Raw genomic sequence first — 23490 nt, 5'->3', positions numbered from 1 at the left:
TCCAAATTCTGAAGTTATTTGCGCCGCCGAACCGTTTTCGGCGGCGTTTGCTCGCCAGCTGCAGCCGTCGCCACGATCGCGCGCGCCAGTGCACGTCCTGTGCATTCGTAGCCGGCTGCGGAATTGTGTAGTCCGTCCCAGGCCGTCAGTGCTCCCATGGAGAGCCCTGCGTCCACTGCACGGCGCATCAGCTCGAAGCGCGAGAACAGCGGGACGCGTCCCTGCCGGGCGGCGTCAGCTATGCTCGCCTGCATCTTGGAATATTGCGATGCGAGAATGACCGGCGCGTATTGCTGATCCATCAGGATCACGTCGGCGCCGTCAGCCTTCAGCAGGCGGATGCCCTCGACGATCCTGCCGGTCAGGCTGTCTGCGCTTTGCAGCCAGGTCACGTCATTGGTGCCGATCTGCCAGATCACCAGATCCGGGCGATGTGCCAGCACATCGCGGTCGAAGCGCGCGATGTTGCCGGGGATCGTGTCGGCGTTCCGCCCACTATTGATGACCTCCAGCCGCAGTCCGGGGTTCAGGCGTTGCAGCTCGCTCTGCAGCATGCCGGGATAGGTCTTGGCGGGGTTGGATTGCCACAAGCCGAGCGTCGAGGACGAGCCCATGGCGACGATCTTGAGCGGGCCACCGGTTTTGAGCGCAGCCACGGTGCGCGGAAGGGTCGCATCACCAGACAGCCGCTGATCCACAGCCAGACACGTCTCAGTGGCGGATTGCGCTCGAGCCGGGCCGGACCATAACAGCGCTGCAACGGCGATCACTGCGCCGGCGCAGGCCAAGCTCCCGATGCGGGATGTCCTCAGTTCACCTTCTCGTCGGCGTAGACGCCCCATAGCCGTTGCTGTTCGATCCAGCCATCAAAGCCGTTGCCGATCACCCGGCACCAGCCATTGTTGCAGCGCTTTACCTGCGCCACGACACCCGCCTGTAACCGCGCTGCGACGGCGCTGGTCGCATCCGGATTGTCGTAGATCGAGGCGAGTTCGTCCTTGGATTTCATGGTCACGACCGCGGTGCGGCGGCCGGACAGCAGCGAGTGATAGACCCAGCCCTCGGCGCCCTCGGAATCACGGACGCGGCGCCAGTTCTCGTATTCGGCGGTGATCTCCACCGGCAGGCCGGAGCGAGTATAGACCCAGGCGACATCATTGTCCTTGGTGGGGCCGGCGCGGACATTAACGTGATCCGACTTGAGGCTGACGTAGCGCGGCACCGGCAGGCCGCTGGCGCCCAGCGGCGTGTCCTTGGCAGCGAGTGCCGGATCGATTGCTGCTGCGATCAGAGTACCCATCGCCAACATTGCACACGCAAATCGCCGGAACGCCATCAACCCCACCTCAACCCAATCCAAAGAACGCAAGTGCCGCCGCGCCGCACGCGCCTGTTGGGTTCTTGTTTTGGCTTGGTCTTCTGCTAGAGAGGACCGAAGGCCAAGGCACCAAAAAGGGTGTCGGGGAACCCGAGGAAACGGTGAATTCGCGGCTGCGGCAGTTTCGAACAACCGGGTTAATGCGGACTGAACGGATTAGCCAAAGCGCGAGTGAGCAGGACATGTCGGTCAAGAAAAAGCCTCTCGTCATCGTCACGCGCAAGCTGCCGGACTCGATCGAGACCCGCATGCGCGAACTGTTCGATGCGCACATCAATCTCGACGACACGCCTCTGACGCCCGAGCAACTCGCTGAAGCGACCCGCACCGCCGATGTGCTGGTGCCAACCGTCACCGACGAAATCACCAAGGAACTGCTCGAGCATCCCGACTGCAAGCTGAGGCTGATCGCCAATTTTGGCAACGGCGTCGACAATATCGATGTCGTCGCGGCCCATGCCCGCGGCATCACCGTCACCAATACGCCGAAGGTGCTCACTGAAGACACCGCCGACATGACCATGTCGATGATCCTCGCAGTGCCGCGCCGGCTGATCGAGGGTGCCTCGATTCTGACCGAAGGCAAGGACTGGCAAGGCTGGTCGCCGACCTGGATGCTGGGCAAGCGGCTCGGCGGCAAGCGGCTCGGCATCATCGGCATGGGCCGTATCGGCCAGGCCGTGGCGCGCCGCGCCCGCGCCTTCGGGCTACAGATCCACTATCACAACCGCAAACCCGTGGCACCGAAGATTGCCGAAGAACTCGGTGCGACCTATTGGGACTCGCTCGACCAGATGCTGGCGCGCATGGACATCATCTCGGTGAACTGTCCGCATACGCCGGCAACGTTCCACCTGTTGTCAGCACGTCGTCTCAAGCTGATCCGTAAGGATGCCTATATCGTCAATACCGCGCGGGGCGAGGTAATCGACGAAGAGACGATGATCAAGCTGATCGAGTCGGGCGACATCGCCGGTGCCGCGCTCGACGTGTTTGAGCATGAGCCCGCGGTGAGTCCGAAACTGGTCCGGCTCGCGCGCGCCGGCAAGGTGGTATTGTTGCCGCATATGGGCTCGGCGACGATCGAGGGCCGTGTCGAGATGGGCGAGAAGGTCATCATCAACATCCGTGCCTTCCTCGACAATCACAAGCCGCCGGATCGTGTGCTTCCGAACATGCTGTGACCTGTAGCCCGCATGAGCGCAGCGACACGCGGGTGAGGCAGGCGCAGACCCCGGATGTCGCATCGCTCATCCGGGCTACCGCCTGCGATATCAGCTTCTCTCGAAAATGAGATAGGCCGCGATGCGGCCCTCACGCGTGGCTTTGCGGCCGTAGCGCGTCATGGTGTAGTTCGGCCATGGCAGGCGCCAATCATCGGCGCGCTTTGCGGTCCAGATGAAATCCGGCGATCGCGAGACATGCCAGAGTGTCCACGCGACGTAATCCGGAATGTCATGCACGAAACGAAATTCCCCTGACGGCTTCAGCACGCGCGCCATCGCAGCCAGTGTTGCGTCCTGCACGAAGCGGCGCTTCCAGTGACGCTTCTTCGGCCATGGATCCGGATGGATCAGGTCGATGCGTGACAGCGATTGCGCCGGTGCCCATGTGAGAAGTTCGGCGGCGTCGCCGGCGACGAGGCGGATATTGCCGATGTCCTGCGCCTCGATCTGCGTCAGAATCTTCGCCATGCCGTTGATATAGGGCTCGCAGCCGATGAAGCCGATATGTGGATGCGCCAGCGCTTCCGCGACGAGATGTTCGCCGCCGCCGAAGCCGATTTCGAGACGCACGGTCTCGACATCAGTGCCGAACAGCGTGCGAATATTGTCAGGTGCTGGATGTGCGATGTCGACGGTGAGCGCCGGCAGCAGCGTCGCCATCAGGTCGGCCTGATGGTCGCGCAGCTTGTGGCCCTTGCGGCGTCCGAAGAACGAGCCGGTGTAATGGCCGCTCTCGGCAGGCGTGGACGCACCCGCATCAGCGGGGGCATCGTGATCGTTATGATTGGAATTGGCTGTGGTCATCGCGCGCGAGTGATACAGCCGAAACGCCATCGGCGCCATCAGGCGCGATGACGAATTTCCGTTGAAAGTACCGTGATTTTAGCGCTGATCCGGAGCTTCGCGCGAAGCGATCTGTTCGACCAGGTCGACGATGCTGCGGCGGAGCTTGGCATCGGTGATGCGCGTGAAGGCGCGGGTCAGAGCGAGGCCTTCGGAGGTGGCGAGGAAGTCGGAGACATAGGCAGGCGAGGACGCTTCAGCGAAGCCTTCGCCGTTATGGATCGCGCCGGGGCCGCCTTCGAACAGGAACGAGACGGGGACCTGCAGAATTTCCGAAATCTGCTGCAGCCGGCTGGCGCCGACGCGGTTGGTGCCCTTCTCGTATTTCTGAACTTGTTGAAACGTCAGACCGAGGGCTTCGCCCAGCTTTTCCTGACTCATGCCGAGCATAATGCGCCGCATGCGCACACGGCTGCCGACATATTTGTCAACAGGATTGGGCGCTTTCGTCGACATCTCAATTACTCCTGGATCACATCAAGGGAGACGGATCATGCGTGGCAATCCGTCATTTAGGGCAGCTGCGGTTGTAACCAAAGGTATCCTAGTGGATTATAACAACCGCGCAAATTTTCCTAAGCGGAAAATTTAAGCCACTGCACCTTTATTTCTCAATAGGTGAGAAATAAAGCTTACAAAGCTAGCTTAAAAAGCAATCACATCGAGAGGGTTGTTCGGTAGGCGGCGAAAGCTGGTTCGCAAGCTATATCAAATGCTTCAAGTCTCGCGCTAGTGGCGTACCGGCGTACGCCGCCGAACGGCGAAAATGATCGCGAGCGCGACAAACATCGCGGCGGGAATATCGCCGATTTTCGAGTAGACCGTCGGCGAAATGGCCGCTGGCAATCCCGAATCCAGCACGCCTTCGACACCGAGATCGAGCCGCGCGATCACGCGACCGACAGGGTCGACCACGACGGAAATGCCGGTGTTCGCAGCGCGAACCAGCGGCAGGCCCTCCTCGATGGCGCGGACGCGGCTTTGTTGCAGGTGCTGATAGGGGCCCGTGGAAATCCCGAACCAGCCATCATTGGTGAGATTGACGATCCAGCCCGGCCGATCGTTACGCGTGGTGATATCGTCCGGGAAAACCGCCTCGTAGCAGATCAGCGGCAGCATGCGCGGCGCGCCGGGAATATCCATTGGCTTCCGACGCGTGCCGGGAATGAAGCCGCCATGGACTTTGGTCAATTGCTGGAAGCCGATCTTCTCCATGAAGCTCTGGAATGGCAGATACTCGCCGAACGGCACCAGATGCAGTTTGTCATAAGTCGACAGGATGCTGCCGTCATGGTCGATCACATAAATGGAATTATAGGCCTGCGTGATGCGCACGCCGAGCGGAGCATCCGGCGGGCGCACAGCGCCGGTGACCAGCACGGTGCCTTTCGGCAGCAGATTGGCGATCTGTGCCATCGCATCGGGCTCGCGCGACAGGAAGAACGGGAATGCGGATTCCGGCCAGATCAGGATATTGGCTGCGCCGACGCCTGAATTCTGCGGGCCGGTCGCGCGGTCCGATAGCGCAAGATATCTGCTCATGACATCCGCCTTGGCGGAATAGTTGAAGCGCGTGTCCTGCGACAGGTTCGGCTGCATGATGCGCAGCTTCACATTGGCGACGAGCTGCGTCGGCGTGCGCGAGAGCCGGGCCATACCATAGGCGCCCATCACGACGAGCAGCACCAGTGCAAGCGCCGGCGCCAGCCACGGCCGCTGCGTGCGCGAGCGTCCGTCGATCAGCACCGCTGGCGATGCAAAGATCGCCACAGTGATAAATGTCAGTCCCCATAGGCCGACCAGCGATGCGCTCTGCGCGAGCGCGAGTGGCTCGGTGAGTGCATAGCCGAACGCATTCCAGGGAAAGCCCGTCAGCACGTGGCCGCGCAGCCATTCGCCGATCGTGAGACTCGCCGCGAGCGCGAAGATGCGGCTGGCATCCTTGGTCCAGAGCAGGCGTGCCAGCGCGAAACCGATCGCGGTGAATAGCGCGAGATAGGCGGGCAGGCCGCAGATCGCGGCGGGCAACAGCCATGCGAAGGTCTGCGCGTCGACGAGGAAAGCGTAGCCGATCCAGTACAGGCCCGGTACGAAATAGCCGAAACCGAACCACCAGCCGGCCATGGCGGCGGCGGGAATGCCGCGCATCTTGCCGGCGGCGGCGCCATCGATCAGCCAGACGACGACGGGAAAGGTGATGAACAGCACCGGCCACGCATTGAACGGCGCCATCGCCAGCGACGACGCCGCACCGGCCAGCAAGGCGATGCCTGCGCGCTTCCAACCCCATGCGAGAATGATGCTGAGTGCGACCGAGCGCAGGCTACGTGATGTCACGGCGTTCCCGCGCTGTCGCCTGATGGAGGCGTATTCACATTGTCATTAGACGGTGCTGCGCCGGTGTCCGACGCCGCATCGCGGCGGCGCGGTTCGCGAGGACGTGGCACAGGCCGCTCCTTGCGAGGGCCGACGCGCAGTCGCTTGACGCGGCGCGGATCGGCATCGAGCACTTCGATCTCGAAATTGCCAGGGCCGGAAATCACCTCGCCGCGCACGGGTAGCCGTCCGACATGGGTGACGAGATAGCCGCCGAGCGTTTCGACTTCCTCGCCATCTTCGCCGGTCTCGAATTCCTCGCCGATCATGGCGCGCACGTCATCAAGGCTGGCGCGTGCATCGGCGATGAAGCTATCGCCCTGCCTGACGATGGATGGCGGTTCGTCGCTGTCATGCTCGTCATCGATCTCGCCGACGATCTGTTCGACGATGTCCTCGATGGAGACGAGGCCGTCGGTGCCGCCATATTCGTCGACAACGAGTGCGAGATGGATACGCGCCGCCTGCATCTGCGCGAGCAGATCGATGGCGCGCATCGACGGAGGTACGTAAAGCAGCTTGCGGATGATGCCGGTCTCGACGACGGTCTGGGCAAGGTCGACGGAGCGCAGATCGAGGCCCGCGGGCAGCACCTTCTTGCGCTTGGCCTTGGATGGCACCTCGATGCGTGCGCGCGCCGTCATGTAAGCCAGCAGGTCGCGGATATGGACGATGCCGACGGGATCGTCGAGGGTTTCGTTGAAGACGACGAGGCGCGAATGGGCTGCGCTCTCGAACAGGCCCATGAGTTCGCCAAGCGAGATATCCTGCTTCACCGCAATGATATCGGCGCGATGTATCATGACATCGGCGATGCGGCGCTCGTTGAGGCCGAGAATGTTGCGCAGCATCGTGCGCTCGATGGTGGAGAAGCCGGTCTCGTCTGGCGCGGAGGCGTCGAGCACGACTTGCAGGTCGGCACGCACCGAGCCCGGCTTCCAGCCGAACAGGGAGCGGATCGCGCGGGTCAGCCAGGTCTCCGACGTCGGGCGCATGACCTCGCCGTCGTGAACCACCGCAGGCAGATTGCTTGAGGTCTTCGAATGATCGCTTCTAGTGTCGCCGTCCGGCATCTCAGGTCACCCGATCCTGATCTGCATAGGGGTCTGGAATTCCAAGTGTCGCCAGAATCTCGCGTTCCAGCGCTTCCATCTCTTCGGCCTCGTCGTCCTTCTCATGGTCGTAACCGACCAGATGCAGAAAGCCGTGAATGGCAAGATGGCTGAGATGGTTGGTGAAGGTCTTATCTTCCTCGTCAGCCTCGCGGCGCGTGGTCTCGTAAGCAATGGCGATGTCGCCCAGCATGCGCGGCATGTCATCGGGCTCGTCCGCGCCTTCGGGTGGCTGCAGCGCCGGGAATGACAGCACGTTGGTCGGCTTGTCGATGCCGCGCCAGTTCTGGTTCAGCGTGCGGATACCGGCGTCGTCGGTGAGCATGATGGCGAGTTCGGCGTCGGCCGTATCGGTATCGACCATGGCGGCGGCGGCTTCGATGGCGCGGTGAATCACAGCGTCGGCATCGGCCTCCGCGGACCAGCAATCGGCGACAACAAGAACCTCTGTCGCGGGAGATGAATAGGTCGGCATCGGTATCGAACTTCTTTCGCGAACGGACCCGATCCCGGGTCCGCCGCCAGCGTATGAGTGTGTCATCAGGTCTTTGTAGCGACCGCCTTCTGCGGCGTTCCTTCGTAGGCGGCGACAATGCGGGCCACGAGTTCGTGACGGACCACGTCTTCGCCGGTGAATTTCACCTGCGAGATGCCCTGCACGCCATCGAGCAGACGTGCGGCTTCGGCGAGACCCGAGGTCTGGCCGTTGGGCAAGTCGACCTGCGAGGGATCGCCGGTGATAATCATGCGGCTGTTCTCGCCAAGACGCGTCAGAAACATCTTCATCTGCATCGATGTGGTGTTCTGGGCTTCGTCGAGAATGATTGCGGCATTGGTCAGGGTGCGGCCGCGCATGAAGGCAAGCGGTGCGATTTCGATTTCGCCGGTCTGCAGTGCGCGTTCGACAATGCGCCCGTCCATCAGATCATACAATGCGTCATAGATCGGGCGCAGATAGGGGTCGACCTTCTCGCGCATGTCGCCGGGCAGGAAGCCGAGCCGTTCGCCTGCTTCCACCGCCGGACGCGACAGGATGATACGATCGACTTCCTTCCGCTCGAACAGCATCGCCGCCTGCGCAACCGCAAGCCAGGTCTTGCCGGTACCGGCGGGGCCGATGCCGAAAACCAGCTCGTTGCTTCTCAGTGCGCGGATATAGGCGTCCTGCGTCGCGGTGCGGGCACGCACCGGGCGCTTGCGCAGATTGATGGTGTCGAAATTCGAGGCGGCTGCTTTCGACCCCTTGGGATCGAACGGAAACAGCGTGCCTTGCGCCAGTGTAGCGCGGATCGTGCCTTCGACATCGCCGGGGGCAAGGTCATGGCCCTGTACTGCTTGCGCATAGAGCGTTTCGAGCACGCGCCGGGCGGCATCGCAGGCGTCGCGGGTACCGGTGAGGGTGATGTGATTGCCGCGGGAATCGACGACGACATTCAGCCGGCGTTCGATGATCGCGAGGTTCTGGCCATAAGGCCCGACCAGCGAAGAGGCCGCCCGGTTATCATCAAAGTCGATGACGACCTGCGTCTCGGCCTGCGGTGGAGTATCGAGTTTGCGAACAGCGAGCGTAGACGAATCCGATGCGCTTTTGGCCAAGAATTCAGGCTCCCGTGACGGTGTGAGAACGGACTGGCTGCAACACTGGTGGTACTGGAGAACTAGCAACTGGAGGTGATGCGAGGCTGCCGAGCAGGCTGTAGCGCTCGACGCTCTCAATGGTGACCGGAAGCACCTGGCCGATGATGTCGTCGGAGGCCATCACATGGGCCGGCTGCAGGTAAGCGGTGCGACCGACGATCTGGCCGGGATTGCGCGCCTTGCGTTCGAACAGCACATCCACAGTGCGTCCAATCGTGGCCGCGTTGAAGGCCGATTGCTGGCTGTCGATCAGGTTCTGAAGCCGCACCAATCGCTCGTCCATGTCAGCCTGTGACACCGTCTCCTGCAAATCCGCGGCCGGCGTTCCCGGACGCGGCGAATACTTGAACGAATAAGCGCCAGCGTATCCGATTTGTGTGACGAGCGCGAGCGTGGCTGCAAAATCTTCCTCGGTCTCGCCGGGGAAGCCCACGATGAAATCAGAAGTAAAAGCAATGTCTTGCCGCGCGTCGCGAAAACGGTCGATGACGCGGCGATAATCTTCGGCTGTATGTTTCCGGTTCATGGCCGCCAGAATGCGGTCGGAACCCGACTGCACGGGCAGATGCACGAAGGGCATCAGCTCCGGCAAATCGCGATGTGCCGATATCAGCGTGTCCTCGACGTCGCGGGGATGGCTGGTCGAATAGCGCAACCGGGCGATGCCGGGAATCTCCGCAAGACGATACAGTAGCGTGCCGAGTGCCCACGGGCGGCCGTCGGGGCCCTCGCCGTGATAGCCGTTGACGTTCTGGCCGATCAGCGTGATCTCGTGCACGCCGTTGTCGGCGAGCCGCTGCACGTCGTCGATGATTTTCGCCACAGGGCGCGAGACTTCGGAGCCGCGGGTATAGGGTACCACGCAGAAGGTACAGAACTTGTCGCAGCCTTCCTGTACGGTAACGAAAGAGGAAATACCGCGGGCACGAATCGCTGCCGGCTTCGGCGGCGGTAGGAAGCCGAACTTGTCCTCGATCGGAAATTCGGTGTCCAGCGCGCGGCCACCGGCTTTCGCCTGCTTCAGCAGCGCAGGCAGGTTGTGATAGCTCTGCGGCCCGACCACGACATCGACCACGGGCGCGCGGCGGATGATCTCGTTGCCCTCAGCCTGCGCGACGCAGCCGGCGACGACCACGTTCATCTTGCGTCCGGCCTGCGCGGCTTCCGCCTTGGCGACGCGCAGCTTGCCGAGCTCCGAATAGACCTTCTCGGAGGCCTTCTCGCGGATGTGGCAGGTGTTGAGGATCACCAGATCCGCGTCGTCGACATTGGCCGTCTCGACGAAGCCTTCAGGCGCCAGCGTGTCCACCATGCGCTGGGCATCGTAGACGTTCATCTGGCAGCCGTAGGATTTGATATGCAGCTTACGCGGCGCGGTCATGGAACCTGTAATGGGCTGGAAACGCGCTTGCTGCGCAGGGCTCAATTATAGGCTAACGCCCGGAAAATCCAGCATTTCTGCAAAATATAAGTGCCTGCAATGGCTTAGGCGAGGTCGACGGGTTCGCCAGCCAGTGCACCCCTGGCCACCAGGGCAGGAAGCTGCCGCATATCGTCGAAGACGAGATGGGCGCCAGCGGCGGTCAGGGCTGCTGCGGTGGCCGGGCTGCAGTGGCCGCCGCCATGATAGCCGAACACGGTCATGCCGGCGGCAATGCCCGCCGTAACGCCGGGAATGCTGTCCTCGATCACCACGCAGCGCTCGGGTGCGGCATTCATCTGCGCGGCGGCAAACAGAAACAGATCGGGCTGCGGCTTGCCGCGCTCGACCTGCAGAGCGGAAAACAGATGCGGATCGAAACGGTCGAGCAGCCCGGTCGTGGTGAGGCTGCTGCGAATGCGCGTCGGTGTGCCCGAGGACGCCACGCAAACCGGGCGTGACAATATCGCGAGCGTCTCTGCGATATGCGGGATCGGCTGCAACTTTGCGCCGAACACCTCATCGATCGTGGCTTTCAGCGTCGCGGTGTAGTCATCGGGCAGTACGCGGCCGAGCTCAGTCTCGACTTCCAGGCGCGCCTCGCGCGCGGACCGGCCGAGGAAACGCTCATGCACCTGATCGGCGGTGATGGGATAACCGAACTGTGTCAGGACATCCGCGTGGACGACGCAAGCGAGGGACTCACTGTCGACGAGCACGCCGTCACAATCGAAGATGACGAGATCGAAGCGCGAAGAAACAGAACTCACTTGGTTGATTCGCTCACTTGGTGGTTTTGTCCTCGTCGAGCGGCACGCAGTACAGCTCCAGCCGGTGATCGACCAGCTTGTAACCGAGCTTTGCGGCGACTTCAGCCTGCAATTTTTCGATCTCTTCAGACGTGAATTCGATGACAGTCCCGTCACGCAAGTTGATCAGATGATCGTGATGGCTGTCGCGCATCGTCTCATAGCGCGCGCGGCCTTCGCGAAAATCGTGACGCTCGATGATGCCGGCGTCTTCGAACAGCTTCACCGTGCGATACACCGTCGAGATCGAGATCTTGTCATCCACCGCAACGCAGCGGCGATACAGTTCCTCGACATCGGGATGATCGTCGGCTTCCGCCAGAACGCGCGCGATCACGCGGCGCTGTTCCGTCATGCGCATGCCGGTCGCGGCGCAGCGCGCCTCGATACCAGCAGACTTCATCGCAGATGATTTCAGTGCAGTCATGATCCGAGTCCTATCGTAGCTTCTTTTGCCACTCCGCAGCCGTCAGGACAAGTCGCGCCGCATCACCAGCGCATTCAATTCCGCTCCATCCGCTTCCTTGTAGTAGCGTTCCCGGCGTCCCGCGACTGCGAAGCCGGTTCTGTCATAAAGCCGCCGCGCCGGTAGATTGTTTTCCTCGACTTCGAGGAACACGGTACGCACGCCGCGACCGGCCAGATGGCCGAGATGGGTGAGAAACAGATCGCGTGACAGGCCGCGGCCGCGATGACCGGGCGACACCGCAATGGAGAGAATCTCGGCTTCATCGGCGGCGATTCGTGAAACGGCGAAGCCGATGAGGCGGCCACGCAGTTTCAGCCGATGCACGAGGGTGTTTTGTTCGCGCAGCATCTGTTCGAATTCCCCGGCACCCCAACCGCGATGGAAGGACGCGGCATGCAATTGTGCGAGTTGTCGCACATCGCGCAATGTGGCGGGCTCGACCACAGCATTGCCGTGGCCGAACAGGCGCAGCCACCAGGCCGGCATCATGATGCGGCTAGTGCGGCCTGCTGCATCAGGCTGCTTTGCGGCTTGGCATCGGGTGCGCGCAGATAATAGGGGCGCGCCAGCGCGGTCTCCGGATTCACGGCTGCACCGAGCCATGCCACCCATGAGATTTCGGGAGCAGGTTGCATATCGACGCGCAGCGGTGCCGGCGCATCGGACGGCCAGCGTGCAGCAATGATCTCGGCGGCATTTCCGACCAGATATGGCGCGCCGAACTGCGCAGCCTCAAGGGCCTCGTCGATGGGGATGACGCCCGGCCGCACCAGTGAGCTGCCGTTACCACTGACGACCTGGAAATAGACATGGTCATGCCGGGCATCGATGGCGGCAATGACAGGCGCATCCATGTTCTCGCTGACGACGGGCGCTGCATAGGCGGTCAGTGTGGTGATGCCGACCACCGGCTTGCTGGCCGCCAGGCCGAGGCCCCGTGCCGCTGACAGGCCGACGCGCAGGCCGGTAAAGCTGCCCGGTCCGGTGGTGACGGCAATGCGGTCGAGGTCGGCGAAGGCAATGCCGGAGTCTGCCATGACACGACCGAGCAATGGCATTAACGCCTCGGCATGTCCGCGCTTCATCGGCATGGACTCGTGCGCGATCAGCTTGCTGGTGCGGGTGTCGAGCACGCCAGCGGCGCAGGCATCGAGAGCGGTATCAATGGCGAGGATCAGCATGATGGGGTGACGCTACCACGGCTTGCGATGCGGAGACCAGCGGCGCGACCGCTGAGTGTAGTTCATTCGTAGTTATAAAACGCCTCGCATCCGGCCAACGCGCGAAGCGCGGCTTCTTGAGGCGTGCGGGCATCCACGTCTTGGCTGCAGTGAAGACGTAGATGGCCGGGACAAGCCCGGCCATCACGAGTTCTAACGATTGATTGCGGTAATCCCTGTGGGACAAGCCTTACATAGGGCGGACTTCGACAACGTCCGGCACGAAGTGCTTCAGCAGGTTCTGGATGCCGTGCTGCAGGGTCGCCGTCGATGACGGGCAGCCGGCGCATGAGCCCTTCATGTTCAGATAGACGATACCGTCCTTGAAGCCACGGAAGGTGATGTCACCGCCGTCATTGGCAACGGCCGGGCGGACGCGGGTCTCGATCAGGTCCTTGATCGTATCGACCGTCTCGGCGTCTTCCTCGTTGAAGAACTCGGCCTCGTCGTCGGAGATCACGTCGCCCTTCACGCTGCCGTCGGCCATCAGCGGCGCGCCGGACATGTAGTGCTCCATGATGGCGCCGAGGATTGCCGGCTTGAGGTGCTGCCAGTCGCTGTCGTCCTTGGTCACGGTGACGAAGTCGGAACCATAGAACACGCTGGTGACGCCCTTCACGGCGAACAGTTTTTCGGCCAGCGGCGAACGCGCGGCGGCCTCCGGTGAGGTGAATTCCATGGTGCCGCTGTCGAGCACGTCGCGGCCGGGAATGAACTTGAGCGTTGCGGGATTGGGGGTAGCTTCGGTCTGGATGAACATCGGTCTCTCCTGCGTCGCCGGTTCAAGGCCGGCGCGTGAGTATCCCCTAGCAGATGGCGACGAAAAACGCACGATCAAGGCATAAAATCGCCGAATTCGGCCGATTTCGCAGCCCCTTAGCGGTTCGGAAGGTTGCTTACGACAGCGCGTCGATGTCGAGGTCGCTCAGGGCGCCCGACACGATGACGACGGGCACCGGGAACGAGCCGACCAGCTTGGCCATCGTGGTGACGATCGGCCCGGGACCCTCTGCGCCCGCCGAGGCGGCCAGGACCAGCATGGAAATGTCGACGTCCTTGTCGATCACATCGAGGATTTGTTCGGTGGGATCACCCTCGCGGATCACGCGTTCAGGGGTGATGGCGGCGATGCCATTGGCACGGCCCGAGGCGCGGTCCAGCGCGGCATTGGCGCCTTCTTCCGCTTCGGCCTTCATGACGTCGGCAACGCCGAGCCATTGCTGGTTGCGATCTTCGGTGTCGATGATGCGCAGCATTACCACGCCGCCACCGACACGAATGGCCCAGCGACTGGCGTAATACACTGCGCGGTCCCATTCCTCGCTGTCATCGACGACCACGAGGCATTTCGGCTTGTGGCCGCTTTCATAACTACGTCGCTGGGTGCTCATGCATGTCCCGATGCTGTGGCGCGTCTGATGCGCCAGAATGTGAGCGGCTTGGCAATCGCGTCATGCTGCCACGGCGCAGCGGCGTTCGACAAGCGCGACGCAAGGATGGCTTGCGTCGCGTCGATTGTGGCGGAGAAAAGGAATGCGATAGCGAATTTACCGCTTGTGGACGAAGCCGATGATGTCCTTCACGGACTTGATGGTTTCGGCGGCAATAACGCCGGCGCGTTCACCGCCATCGGCCAGAACCTGATCGACATAGGTCAGATCGGATGTCGTCAGCCGCTTCATCTCGCCGGCGATAGGTGACAGTTTTTCGACAGCGAGATCGACCAGGCTCGATTTGAAGCCCGAAAACTGCGCGCCGCCGAATTCTGTGAGAATGTCAGCCTTCGACCGGTTGGACAGCGCCGCATAGATGCCGACAAGATTGTCGGCTTCCGGACGTGGCTCAAGGCCCTTCTCTTCCAACGGCAATGGTTCCGGATCGGTCTTCGCCTTGCGGATCTTCTGCGCGATGGTGTCCGCATCATCCGTGAGATTGATGCGCGAATTGTCCGACGCGTCTGACTTCGACATCTTCTTGGTGCCGTCGCGCAGGCTCATCACCCGCGTCGCCGGACCGGTGATGACAGGCTCCGGCATCGGGAAGTAAGGGCCGTCATGGCCCTGCGCTGCGATGGACTCGGAGAAGTCGTTGTTGAACTTCTGCGAGATGTCGCGGCACAGTTCGAGATGCTGCTTCTGGTCCTCGCCGACCGGAACGTGCGTGGCGCGATACAGCAGAATGTCCGCGGCCATCAGCACCGGATAATCATAGAGACCCACGGACGCGTTTTCGCGGTCCTTGCCGGCCTTTTCCTTGAACTGGGTCATGCGATTCAGCCAGCCGAGGCGAGCGACGCAGTTGAATATCCAGGCCAGCTCGGCATGGCCGGAGACCTGGCTCTGGTTGAAGATGATCTGCTTCTTCGGATCGATGCCCGAGGCGATGAAGGCCGCAGTTACTTCACGGGTGTTGCGGCGCAATTCATCCGGGCCGCCCCAGACTGATATCGGCACGGTGACGGCATGCATATCGACCACGCAGTAGATGCAATTATGCGTCTCCTGCAGTTTGACGAAATTCACGATCGCGCCGAGATAGTTGCCGAGGTGCAGGTTGCCCGTCGGCTGGACGCCCGAAAAGACCCGTTGAGTAAAAGCCATAACCAAGTTCCTGTGTGCCCGTGGTGGAATGCGGGCCAAGGGGCGTGACTTGCCATAGGCGCCGGGCGGCGTCCATTGCCAATCTGCCTTAGCCGGCCGCCGGTGATCGCTTGAGGGCGCCGCGGACCTCGGCCCAGCGCACTGCGCCGGAGAGGGTGAGCAGTGCTGCATAGATTGCGAGCCCGGAGGCGATCAGGAGGCCGAGCAAGCTCGCTCGTACCAGGCCGTGGGCCTGCGCCGTCCAGGGCAAGGCAATATGCGCGGCGAGCCATAGCAGCCCACCCATGGCCAGCGACGACAGGACAATGATCGGCAGCCGGCGTCTTGCATCATGGTCGAGTGAGAAGCCGAAAGCTGCTGCGCTCCGGACGATCAGAAAGATCGCGCTGCTCCACGCCGCCAGAGCGATCGCGGCGGCGATGCCGCGCGCACCGAATGGCGTATTCAAAACCAGTGCGGCGATGATCGCGATCACCAGACCGACGAGCGTCGCCAGCAGCGGCGTGGTCGTGTCCTCGCGTGCGAAGAAGGCGGGCGACAAGGCTTTCACAAGCACCTGAGCGGGTAAGCCCAATGCGAGCCATAGCAGCGCATTCGCCGTCGCAATTGTATCGGTCGAACTGAACGCGCCGTGTTCGAACAGAAACTGCACGATGAGATGGCTGAGTATCATCAGTCCGAGCGTAGCTGGCAATGTGAGACCAATAGCGAGTTCAAGCCCGCGCGCTTCCGCCTGCGCGATGGCGGCGTGATCGTCTGATCGCGCGGCGCGCGTCAATGCGGGCACCAGCACCGTGCCCATGGCCGTGCCGACAATGCCGAGCGGCAGTTCGATCAGGCGGTTGGCGAAGTATAGCCACGACACGGCCGCCGGAGTCGTCGATGCGATGATTGCGCCGGTGACGATGAGAAGCTGCGGGCCGGAATTGGCGACCATGCCGGGCAGCGCCTTGCGGAAGAAGCCGCGCATCTCGCCATCGAGCGAGAATCGCAAGGGCGCCGCAAGATTGCCATTAGATTTCCGCAAGATCAGCATCAGCAACTGCAGCAACCCGGCAATGCCCACAGTGGCCGCCATGGCCATAGCGGCAGTGTCTGGCTCTTGCCGCCACACCAGCAGTAGGGTCATGACGGCGATAAGGGCGATGTTGAAGAGCAGCGGCGAAAATGCGGTCAATGCAAAGCGTTGTTGCGCGTTCAGCAGTCCCATCATGACCGTGACGGGGCCGGCGAAGGCCAGATAGGGCAGCATCAATCGCGCATTGTCGACGGCGAGCTGCAGCGTCGGCTGGCCGACGAAACCGGGAGCCAGTAATGCGATCACGAGCGGCATCGCAAAACCGATCAGGATCGTCGCGACGATCAGCGCAACGCTGATGGTGCCAAGCAAACGACCTGCAAAAGCTGCGGCTGCGACGGCGCCCTGCGTTGTCTGGATGCGCAGCCAAGCCGGGATCAGCGCGGCATTCAGCGCGCCCTCGGTGAGTAACCGCCGGATCACGTTGACGAGCTGAAATGCGACCAGAAAAGCATCAGCGATCGGGCCTGCACCGAGCAGCGCGGCGACCATCGCGTCGCGGGCAAAGCCCAGCAACCGCGATGCCAAAGTGCCCGTGGAAACGGTCAGGATGGAGCGGATCATAGAACCATCGTAAGGGGCTGTCCTTGCTGGCGCGGGGCAGAACGTGATAGTCGCTGCAGCCATCAGACCGGCCTTTACCGACGGCTCAACTTGGGCGACCGCGAGACGAGTTGAAACGGATTTTCAGCCTCATCGCAATTGCCGCAACGGGATATTCTTAATGACCTCAGCGAAATATGACGTGCTCGGAATCGGCAATGCGATTTTCGACGTGCTGGTGCAGGCCGATGACAAGTTTCTCGCCGTGCATGAGATGACCAAGGGCGGTATGGCGCTGATCGACGAAGCCCGCGCCACGGCGATCTACAAGGCGATGGGCCCGGCCACGGAAATGTCCGGCGGTTCGGCCGCCAATACCATCGTCGGCCTCGCCAGTCTCGGCGCGCGCACGGCCTATATCGGCAAGGTCAAGGATGATCAGATCGGCACGCTCTACACCCACGACATCCGTGCGGCCGGCGTTGCGTTCGACACCAAACCCGCCACCGGCGGTCCGGCCACCGGCTGTTCCTACATCCTGGTGACGCCCGATGGCGAGCGCACCATGAACACCTATCTCGGTGCTGCGCAGGATCTGACGCCCGACGATATCGACGCCGCTGCAGTCGCGGCCTCGTCGATCGTCTATCTCGAAGGTTATTTGTGGGATCCCGCCAGCGCCAAGGAAGCCTTCGTGAAGGCCTCGAAGATCGCCCATGACGCCAAGCGTCAGGTCGCATTGACGCTGTCGGATGCGTTCTGCGTCGGCCGTTATCGCGCCGAGTTTCTCGACCTGATGCGTACCGGCACGGTCGATCTCATCTTCGCGAACGAGGCCGAGTTGACCTCGCTCTACGAGACCGCGGATTTCGATGCGGCGCTCAGGCAGCTCGGCCAGGACATCAAGCTCGGCGTCGTGACGCGTAGCGAGAAGGGCTGTGTCGTGACATCGGGCGATGGCGTCGTTGCGGTGCCTGCACACAAGATCGAGAAGCTCGTCGACACGACGGGCGCTGGCGATTTGTTCGCGGCGGGCTTCCTGTTCGGCCTGGTACGCAACGCCGGCTATGAAAATGCCGGCAAGCTCGGTGCGATGGCCGCCGCTGAAGTCATCCAGCATATTGGCGCGCGTCCGCAGGTTTCGCTGAAGGACCTGGCGGGCAAGAACGGGTTGCCGGTTTAAGGCTGCATTTCTTGGGTTTTCTTCTCTGTCGTCATGCCCGGCCAGCGCGAAGCGAGCTTCGCTAGATGTGCCGGGCATCCACGTCTTGGCAAGAGAGGAAAGTCGTGGATGGCCGGGTCAAGCCCGGCCATGACGTGGTGAGAGATCAGCGCATCGCGGCTCTCACGCCGCCTGCTTCGCGCCCAGCCCCGCATACACCGCGCGTTCGAAATCCGAAAACACCTTCAAACAAGTCGTATCCGCGAATGGCAGCACCTGCATCATGATCACGCCGGTGATGTCGCGTGCGGGATCGATCCAGTAATAGGTGTTGGCGAGGCCGGCCCAGGCGAGGCTGCCAGCGCTGCGGCCTTCAGCGGTTTGCACCGTGTTGATCATGAAGCTGAGGCCGTATTTCTTGTCGATACCCGGAAGGAAGTCGACATTGTTACTGGCGGTCGGCACCGCTGAAGCCATCGGCGTCATGTTGAGTTCGCCGATGTGGTTTTGGCTCATCAGCGCGACGGTCTCCGGCTTTAATACCCGATTGCCGTTGCCGGTCCCGTTATTCAGCATCATTTGCGTAAACTTGATGTAGTCGGGGGCGGTGCCATAGAGCCCCCCGCCACCGGCGAAGAATTCCGGATCCTGTTTGATCTCGAACGGGATCGGGGTCAGTGCACCGTCGGCGCCGCGGCTGTGCATGGCAACGAGGCGCTTGCGCTGGTCGCCGCCAATCACGAAGGCGGTGTCGGTCATCCCAAGCGGTGCCAGCAAATGGTTCAGGAAATAGGCGTCAAGGCGTTCGCCGCTAACGGCCTCGACGACCTTGCCCACGAAGTCGATATTGGTGCCGTATTCCCAGCGCGCTCCGGGATCGCGCATGATCGGCACCTTCATGGCGGCGTTCAGTCCGGAGCGAAATGGCGGAATGCCGGTTGTCTCGAGATAGCGCACCATGTCGCCGTTCCACATGTCGTAGCAGAAACCGGCGGTATGGGTCAGCAGATGCCGCAAGGTGATCGGCTGGCGCGGCGGACGTAGTTTCGGAGTGCCTTCGCTGTCGAAGCCATCCAGCACCTGCGTCTCCGCAAGGTCCCGAAGCACGGCCGCCAGCGGTGCATCCAGCGTCAATTTGTCCCGCTCCACCAGCTGCATTGCTGCGGCAGCGGTAATCGCCTTGGTCATGGAAGCGATCCAGAACACGCTGTCCGGAGTCATGGTGGTATCCTTGGATGCGTCGCGCTTGCCGAACGTCCCTTGGTAAATGATCTCGTTCCGTGTCGCAGCTACCGCCACGGCACCGGGAATCGCACCTGTTTCGCTGGCCTGCTGCAGAATCCGGTCGATCTCGACTTGAACTGACATCCGTTTCCTCTCCGATTTTCTTTGATCTTACCGATTTCCGGCGTGGACATTCAACTTGGGCGCGAGGTCGTCGGTCTCGCGGATGTGATTACATTTGCGCTGGTTTTAGCATTTGAGAGGAACCATATCGACGTTGGGAGCGAGTTTAACCGCGCCCTGGAACGAAATTGGCGCAGCTGTGTTCAAAAAATGATGTGAACGTCAAAGCGCCTTCCGACACTAATCCGTAAGACCATGAGTACCTGATGCAGCGTGTCAGCTGCGGAGACTGACGATGATCGCGAACTGGACCGACTGGAAACATTATCCCCGCGCTTCCCGTGGCGAGAGCATCGAGGCGCCGATCGGTCCAGGAATTTTCGAGGTTCGCGTGGCGCAGACCGGCGCCCTTTTCGCTTTCGATGCGTCCGACAATCTGGCGCAGGCGTTGGCGAAGATCTCGGCTCCGCCCAAATCGTTTATTTCCTGGTTCGGTCGCGGCGACGCCGCGATGCTGCCGGAGCTGGAATATCGCACCTTCTCCACGACCACCCGTGCCAACGCCCGCATCGCTTTCGAGCGAATGATCGATCGGCGCGAGACCTATATGCGCGGCGCGGCCTGATCGGGCTTGCGGCGCTCTGCGACTGTTGAATTCGGGCGTTAAATACCCCTGCGAGCGATAGCTGCCATTCGCGGTGAAGGGGAGCTTTCGGGCCTATACTCCTCTACAAGTCCGCGGCTATACGTTCGCGACACTTTCCGCAGGAGAACCGCCCATGTCACCGACATCAGCCGCACGCCAGTCCACCGCCTCTTCGCTGCGCGACCGCCTCAAGGACCCCTCGCTGCTGCGCGACAAGTGCTATATCGATGGCGCCTGGGTCGGCACCGGCGAAACGGTGGTCACCAACCCGGTCAATGACGTCGAACTTGCCAGGGTGCCGAATATGAGCACCAAGGAAGCGACGCAGGCTGTCGAGGCCGCCGAAAAGGCGTTTCCGGCCTGGGCCAAGTTCACCGCCAAGCAGCGCTCCAACATCCTGCGCAAGTGGTTCGAGCTGATTATTGCGAATCGTGAAGACCTCGCGCTGATCCTGACCACCGAGCAGGGCAAGCCGTTGGCCGAAGCGCTGGGCGAGGTCGATATCGGCGCCGCCTATATCGAATTCTTCGCCGAGGAAGCCCGCCGCGTCTATGGCGAGACCATCCCGACCCAGCGTGCCGATGCCCGGCTCCTCGCCATCAAGCAGCCGATCGGCGTCTGCGGCGCCATCACGCCATGGAATTTCCCGAACTCGATGATCACCCGCAAGGTGTCGCCGGCGCTGGCAGCCGGCTGCACCGTGGTGCTGAAGCCTGCCAACGAGACGCCGCTGTCGGCACTCGCACTGGCTGAACTCGCCGAGCGTGCCGGCGTGCCGAAGGGCGTGCTCAACATCATCACCGGCGATGCGTCGTCCATCGGCCTCGTGTTGTGCGAACATCCTGCCGTGCGCTTCGTCGGCTTCACCGGCTCCACCAATGTCGGCAAGATTCTCTACAAGCAGGCTTCGGTCGGTGTGAAGAAGCTCGGCCTCGAACTCGGCGGTAACGCACCCTTCGTGGTGTTCGACGATGCCGATATCGATGCCGCCGTTGAAGGTGCGATTGTGTCGAAATATCGCAACATGGGCCAGACCTGCGTCTGCGCCAACCGCCTCTACGCGCAGGATGGCATCTACGACCAGTTCGTCGAGAAGCTGTCGAAGAAGGTCGCGGCGATGAAGGTCGGCGACGGCACCGAACAGGGCATTACCCAGGGCCCGCTGATCAACGAGAAGGCAGTCGAGAAAGTCGAGCGCCACATCGCCGATGCGGTAAAGGGCGGCGCCAAGGTCGTCACCGGCGGCAAGCGCCATGCGCTGGGCGGTACGTTCTTCGAGCCGACGGTGCTCGCCAATGTGAAGCCGGATGCACTGGTCTCGCAGGAAGAAACCTTCGGACCGCTGGCGCCGGTGTTCCGCTTCAAGGATGAAGCCGATGTCATCGCCATGTGCAACGCCTCGCCGTTCGGTCTGGCATCGTACTTCTATTCGCGCGATCTCGGCCGCGTCTGGCGTGTTGCGGAAGCGCTGGAGTCCGGCATGGTTGGCGTCAATACCGGCCTGATCACCACCGAAGTCGCTCCATTCGGCGGCGTGAAGGAGTCAGGTTTGGGCCGCGAAGGCTCGCATCACGGCATGGAAGAATATGTCGAGATCAAATACATCATGATGTCGGGAATCTGAGGCGTCGCGCCTTCCCGAATTTTGAACCAGTCACTCGTCATGCCCGGCCACCGCGAAGCGAGCTTCGTGAGATGTGCCGGGCATTTACGTTTTTGCAGGCAGGGCCAATGGCTCAGCCATCGCCGGCACAAATCAATGTCTCTCTCTCGGCCGTTCGCCAGCGAGTCCGACGGGCCGTCCGAATAGATTGACTTCAGTCGAAGCCGCCCTCGGTCAGTAACAGCGACGTACGCGCACGCCATTGACCCAGACGGTGCGGCACGCGACCGCCACCGGGCGGCGCACCACGGCGGCGCCACGATAGCCGGCGCAGCCGGCACGGTAGACGCCGCGCGCGCAGACGACGGCATTGGCGTCGGTGGCTTCAAACGTCATTGTCGTACCGAATGCGAGAACGGCTGCAACCATCATCAAGAAAGAACGCATGGTGATCTCCCGGCTTGGTTGGTTGACAAAGGACATGCGAAGAAAGGTTCGTGGGCTTCAGTGGTGGCGTAACCGCAATACGAACAAGAGTTTTGGAAATTTCTTCGATTACAAAGAGTAGTTCGTAAGAACCCGCAAAAGTCCCGTAAGCGTTCAGAAATCCTGTAACGGCGCCTTGCGTCCTGATGCGGCAGAACGTCTATTCTATCTCGCAGATACTTGCCGACTTGAAACATGCGACGGGACTATTTCGCCCGATGTTGAATCAGCAGGAGAAAGCATGTCGGATTTCAGGACCATGTGGCTTACTTTGCACAATCGACATATCGAGCCCGCTTCCAAGGAAATATTCAGTCACGTCGAAAAGATGGTGATCGGCACTTTGATCATATCGGCCGGGGCACATGTGTCGAGCGATGAGCCCTCTCTCGTTCTGTTTGGATATTTGCGCCACGGTCTTGTCGGCCGCGGTGTCATGCTGTTCGGAATTGTTTTGTTGCTACTGAATTTTCTCGATGGCCTCTACAAGCTCGCAAAGTTGGAATGGCACGTGGCGCTTCAGATCATCATGTCGTTCTGTTACGTCATTCTGTCTGTTCGGCTAATCCAGTTGATTTTGGCCTTCCGTGGAGAGTGATCCCGCCCATTGCGGGGCGCGTCGTGTTCATCGTCGAGCGAACGGCGCCAGGACGCTGGTGCAAGCCGGCGAAAGCGATGCGCTGTTGCTGGCCAGGCACTGCACGATGCGGCCGCCACCCGGCGCAATTCCGCCGCACAGCGATCTGATATCGCCACCGCATGCTGATCTCATCACGAATAATTCTTCGCGTGGCCGCATCGGCCGCAGCACGATCGCTGCGGGAGCGACGGCGGCTGCAGAAGGTGCGGCGGTCGTGGCTGCCGCAGCCGGAGCCGCAGTCGTACCTTTCGCAGCTGCTTTCGGCGCGGCAGTGGCTGGCTTCGTGGCCGGTGGAGCGGCTTCTGTCTTGGGCGTTACTGCGGGTGTTGGTTCGGCGGCTTTAGGCCCAGCTGCTGGCGCCTGGACGGCGCGGACCGCCCCCGCACATCCTATAGAAAGGCTCGACATGTTCTTCTGCAGGCACTGCAACGAGGCTTCTCCACCAGGAGGAACGCTCGAGCAATGCGCGATGTAATCCGAGCGACACTGCGTCTTGATCGCGTCGCGCTGCGCCTGGCTCGGCGCCTGCGCAAAGGCGGGGCTCATGATTCCGATTAGAATAATAGTTGCCATCGACACGCGATGTCGCGCGGCTGAACCGAACATGAAATTCATCGATAAAATCCTCGTTGCTACCGCCCGATCAATCAGGGCAACTGCGCAAAATCTTCAAGAAGTGTGAGTTCTGAAAGGCATTCGCAAAACAACTTCGGCTCGTCATCATTTTACGGTTTCGGTTTCACTACAAGTGGATTGTTGCTATTGATGCGGACGGCTGTCCGTTTTTTTGGCCAAGGATTTTTTGAGAGTCATTTGATTGAGGCAGGACAATGCGATTTGTGCGCGCCTGTTCATCTGGACCGAAGGATCATATTGAGCAGCTGCAGCATGTCA

24 protein-coding genes are annotated in these 23490 nt (G+C 61.6%); 5 read left to right on the top strand and 19 right to left on the bottom strand.

Going from position 1 to position 23490, the window contains the following annotated elements; translation table 11 throughout:
- Positions 1-14 precede the first annotated feature (14 nt).
- Positions 15-698: an SGNH/GDSL hydrolase family protein gene (locus tag A4A58_RS04260; protein ID WP_244499656.1), complete on the bottom strand. Its 684-nt coding sequence runs from the start codon at positions 696-698 to the stop codon at positions 15-17.
- A 110-nt stretch (positions 699-808) separates the two neighbouring features.
- Positions 809-1336, bottom strand: coding sequence for an SH3 domain-containing protein (locus A4A58_RS04255; RefSeq protein WP_068730049.1), 528 nt, complete (start codon positions 1334-1336; stop codon positions 809-811).
- Positions 1337-1560: 224 nt separating this feature from the next.
- Between A4A58_RS04255 and A4A58_RS04250 the strand changes: the two genes are divergently transcribed.
- Positions 1561-2562, top strand: coding sequence for a 2-hydroxyacid dehydrogenase (locus A4A58_RS04250; RefSeq protein WP_068730047.1), 1002 nt, complete (start codon positions 1561-1563; stop codon positions 2560-2562).
- A gap of 90 nt (positions 2563-2652) precedes the next feature.
- Here A4A58_RS04250 and trmB read toward each other — a convergent pair whose 3' ends face one another.
- The 15 genes from trmB to murJ form a co-directional block, all read right to left on the bottom strand.
- Positions 2653-3408 carry a tRNA (guanosine(46)-N7)-methyltransferase TrmB gene (gene trmB / locus A4A58_RS04245; RefSeq protein WP_068730450.1) on the bottom strand — a complete coding sequence of 252 codons (756 nt, stop codon included), beginning with the start codon at positions 3406-3408 and terminating at the stop codon, positions 2653-2655.
- 78 nt (positions 3409-3486) lie between these two features.
- Positions 3487-3903 carry a helix-turn-helix domain-containing protein gene (locus tag A4A58_RS04240; RefSeq protein ID WP_068730045.1) on the bottom strand — a complete coding sequence of 139 codons (417 nt, stop codon included), beginning with the start codon at positions 3901-3903 and terminating at the stop codon, positions 3487-3489.
- 273 nt (positions 3904-4176) lie between these two features.
- Positions 4177-5784: an apolipoprotein N-acyltransferase gene (gene lnt / locus A4A58_RS04235; protein ID WP_068730042.1), complete on the bottom strand. Its 1608-nt coding sequence runs from the start codon at positions 5782-5784 to the stop codon at positions 4177-4179.
- On the bottom strand, positions 5781-6896 hold the full coding sequence (locus tag A4A58_RS04230; RefSeq protein WP_068730040.1) for a hemolysin family protein: 1116 nt from the start codon (positions 6894-6896) through the stop codon (positions 5781-5783). The genes lnt and A4A58_RS04230 overlap by 4 nt, the downstream gene beginning before the upstream one ends.
- A gap of 1 nt (position 6897) precedes the next feature.
- Positions 6898-7410: an rRNA maturation RNase YbeY gene (gene ybeY / locus A4A58_RS04225; protein ID WP_068730038.1), complete on the bottom strand. Its 513-nt coding sequence runs from the start codon at positions 7408-7410 to the stop codon at positions 6898-6900.
- Positions 7411-7475: 65 nt separating this feature from the next.
- A complete protein-coding gene (locus A4A58_RS04220; protein WP_068730036.1) occupies positions 7476-8531 on the bottom strand; it encodes a PhoH family protein in 1056 nt (351 codons plus the stop codon).
- Between the two features lie 4 nt (positions 8532-8535).
- Positions 8536-9954, bottom strand: a complete 1419-nt coding sequence (gene miaB / locus A4A58_RS04215) for a tRNA (N6-isopentenyl adenosine(37)-C2)-methylthiotransferase MiaB (protein WP_068730034.1) — start codon at positions 9952-9954, stop codon at positions 8536-8538.
- 104 nt (positions 9955-10058) lie between these two features.
- On the bottom strand, positions 10059-10763 hold the full coding sequence (locus A4A58_RS04210) for an HAD family hydrolase (protein WP_068730033.1): 705 nt from the start codon (positions 10761-10763) through the stop codon (positions 10059-10061).
- 13 nt (positions 10764-10776) lie between these two features.
- Complete coding sequence (locus tag A4A58_RS04205; protein ID WP_068730031.1) at positions 10777-11229, bottom strand: Fur family transcriptional regulator; 453 nt, start codon at positions 11227-11229, stop codon at positions 10777-10779.
- 42 nt (positions 11230-11271) lie between these two features.
- Positions 11272-11757, bottom strand: a complete 486-nt coding sequence (gene rimI, locus A4A58_RS04200; protein ID WP_068730449.1) for a ribosomal protein S18-alanine N-acetyltransferase — start codon at positions 11755-11757, stop codon at positions 11272-11274.
- Positions 11757-12452 carry a tRNA (adenosine(37)-N6)-threonylcarbamoyltransferase complex dimerization subunit type 1 TsaB gene (gene tsaB / locus A4A58_RS04195; RefSeq protein ID WP_068730028.1) on the bottom strand — a complete coding sequence of 232 codons (696 nt, stop codon included), beginning with the start codon at positions 12450-12452 and terminating at the stop codon, positions 11757-11759. Before tsaB ends, rimI begins: the two co-directional genes overlap by 1 nt.
- A gap of 229 nt (positions 12453-12681) precedes the next feature.
- Positions 12682-13251, bottom strand: coding sequence for a NifU family protein (locus tag A4A58_RS04190; protein WP_068730026.1), 570 nt, complete (start codon positions 13249-13251; stop codon positions 12682-12684).
- Between the two features lie 136 nt (positions 13252-13387).
- On the bottom strand, positions 13388-13882 hold the full coding sequence (locus A4A58_RS04185) for a universal stress protein (RefSeq protein ID WP_068730024.1): 495 nt from the start codon (positions 13880-13882) through the stop codon (positions 13388-13390).
- A 156-nt stretch (positions 13883-14038) separates the two neighbouring features.
- Complete coding sequence (trpS, locus tag A4A58_RS04180) at positions 14039-15091, bottom strand: tryptophan--tRNA ligase (protein WP_068730022.1); 1053 nt, start codon at positions 15089-15091, stop codon at positions 14039-14041.
- 88 nt (positions 15092-15179) lie between these two features.
- A complete protein-coding gene (gene murJ, locus A4A58_RS04175) occupies positions 15180-16733 on the bottom strand; it encodes a murein biosynthesis integral membrane protein MurJ (protein WP_068730020.1) in 1554 nt (517 codons plus the stop codon).
- 160 nt (positions 16734-16893) lie between these two features.
- Between murJ and A4A58_RS04170 the strand changes: the two genes are divergently transcribed.
- The gene (locus tag A4A58_RS04170) at positions 16894-17895 is read left to right on the top strand and encodes an adenosine kinase (RefSeq protein WP_068730019.1); all 1002 of its coding nucleotides are present in this window, start codon (positions 16894-16896) and stop codon (positions 17893-17895) included.
- Positions 17896-18057: 162 nt separating this feature from the next.
- On the opposite strand, the gene A4A58_RS04165 is transcribed toward A4A58_RS04170, so the two are convergent.
- Positions 18058-19242 carry a serine hydrolase domain-containing protein gene (locus tag A4A58_RS04165; RefSeq protein ID WP_068730017.1) on the bottom strand — a complete coding sequence of 395 codons (1185 nt, stop codon included), beginning with the start codon at positions 19240-19242 and terminating at the stop codon, positions 18058-18060.
- Between the two features lie 274 nt (positions 19243-19516).
- Here A4A58_RS04165 and A4A58_RS04160 point away from each other — a divergent pair, with 274 nt between their 5' ends.
- Positions 19517-19846, top strand: coding sequence for a hypothetical protein (locus A4A58_RS04160; protein WP_068730015.1), 330 nt, complete (start codon positions 19517-19519; stop codon positions 19844-19846).
- Between the two features lie 154 nt (positions 19847-20000).
- The gene (locus A4A58_RS04155; RefSeq protein ID WP_068730013.1) at positions 20001-21491 is read left to right on the top strand and encodes an NAD-dependent succinate-semialdehyde dehydrogenase; all 1491 of its coding nucleotides are present in this window, start codon (positions 20001-20003) and stop codon (positions 21489-21491) included.
- 213 nt (positions 21492-21704) lie between these two features.
- Here A4A58_RS04155 and A4A58_RS04150 read toward each other — a convergent pair whose 3' ends face one another.
- A complete protein-coding gene (locus tag A4A58_RS04150) occupies positions 21705-21917 on the bottom strand; it encodes a hypothetical protein (protein ID WP_068730011.1) in 213 nt (70 codons plus the stop codon).
- Between the two features lie 280 nt (positions 21918-22197).
- On the opposite strand from A4A58_RS04150, the gene A4A58_RS04145 reads away from it, so the two are divergent.
- Positions 22198-22554 carry a hypothetical protein gene (locus A4A58_RS04145; protein ID WP_068730009.1) on the top strand — a complete coding sequence of 119 codons (357 nt, stop codon included), beginning with the start codon at positions 22198-22200 and terminating at the stop codon, positions 22552-22554.
- Positions 22555-23490: the final 936 nt, after the last annotated feature.

Origin of the sequence: Tardiphaga robiniae (genome assembly GCF_001618955.1) — a bacterium.
Taxonomy (GTDB): Bacteria; Pseudomonadota; Alphaproteobacteria; order Rhizobiales; family Xanthobacteraceae; genus Tardiphaga; species Tardiphaga robiniae_A.
Note: the sequence above shows the minus strand (reverse complement) of the source record. Positions and strands in the feature narration are given on the sequence as shown.

Excerpts from the sequence above, each read along its gene's own strand:
- A4A58_RS04255 (WP_068730049.1), bottom strand. The coding sequence starts at position 1,336 with ATGGCGTTCCGGCGATTTGCGTGTGCAATGTTGGCGATGGGTACTCTG.
- A4A58_RS04250 (WP_068730047.1), top strand. The coding sequence starts at position 1,561 with ATGTCGGTCAAGAAAAAGCCTCTCGTCATCGTCACGCGCAAGCTGCCG.
- murJ (WP_068730020.1), bottom strand. The coding sequence starts at position 16,733 with ATGATCCGCTCCATCCTGACCGTTTCCACGGGCACTTTGGCATCGCGG.
- A4A58_RS04165 (WP_068730017.1), bottom strand. The coding sequence starts at position 19,242 with ATGTCAGTTCAAGTCGAGATCGACCGGATTCTGCAGCAGGCCAGCGAA.
- A4A58_RS04185 (WP_068730024.1), bottom strand. The coding sequence starts at position 13,882 with ATGAGCACCCAGCGACGTAGTTATGAAAGCGGCCACAAGCCGAAATGC.
- A4A58_RS04240 (WP_068730045.1), bottom strand. The coding sequence starts at position 3,903 with ATGTCGACGAAAGCGCCCAATCCTGTTGACAAATATGTCGGCAGCCGT.
- A4A58_RS04205 (WP_068730031.1), bottom strand. The coding sequence starts at position 11,229 with ATGACTGCACTGAAATCATCTGCGATGAAGTCTGCTGGTATCGAGGCG.
- A4A58_RS04160 (WP_068730015.1), top strand. The coding sequence starts at position 19,517 with ATGATCGCGAACTGGACCGACTGGAAACATTATCCCCGCGCTTCCCGT.
- rimI (WP_068730449.1), bottom strand. The coding sequence starts at position 11,757 with ATGCCGGCCTGGTGGCTGCGCCTGTTCGGCCACGGCAATGCTGTGGTC.
- trpS (WP_068730022.1), bottom strand. The coding sequence starts at position 15,091 with ATGGCTTTTACTCAACGGGTCTTTTCGGGCGTCCAGCCGACGGGCAAC.
- tsaB (WP_068730028.1), bottom strand. The coding sequence starts at position 12,452 with ATGCTGATCCTCGCCATTGATACCGCTCTCGATGCCTGCGCCGCTGGC.
- A4A58_RS04150 (WP_068730011.1), bottom strand. The coding sequence starts at position 21,917 with ATGCGTTCTTTCTTGATGATGGTTGCAGCCGTTCTCGCATTCGGTACG.
- A4A58_RS04190 (WP_068730026.1), bottom strand. The coding sequence starts at position 13,251 with ATGTTCATCCAGACCGAAGCTACCCCCAATCCCGCAACGCTCAAGTTC.
- miaB (WP_068730034.1), bottom strand. The coding sequence starts at position 9,954 with ATGACCGCGCCGCGTAAGCTGCATATCAAATCCTACGGCTGCCAGATG.
- A4A58_RS04170 (WP_068730019.1), top strand. The coding sequence starts at position 16,894 with ATGACCTCAGCGAAATATGACGTGCTCGGAATCGGCAATGCGATTTTC.
- A4A58_RS04230 (WP_068730040.1), bottom strand. The coding sequence starts at position 6,896 with ATGCCGGACGGCGACACTAGAAGCGATCATTCGAAGACCTCAAGCAAT.
- A4A58_RS04155 (WP_068730013.1), top strand. The coding sequence starts at position 20,001 with ATGTCACCGACATCAGCCGCACGCCAGTCCACCGCCTCTTCGCTGCGC.
- trmB (WP_068730450.1), bottom strand. The coding sequence starts at position 3,408 with ATGACCACAGCCAATTCCAATCATAACGATCACGATGCCCCCGCTGAT.
- ybeY (WP_068730038.1), bottom strand. The coding sequence starts at position 7,410 with ATGCCGACCTATTCATCTCCCGCGACAGAGGTTCTTGTTGTCGCCGAT.
- A4A58_RS04145 (WP_068730009.1), top strand. The coding sequence starts at position 22,198 with ATGTCGGATTTCAGGACCATGTGGCTTACTTTGCACAATCGACATATC.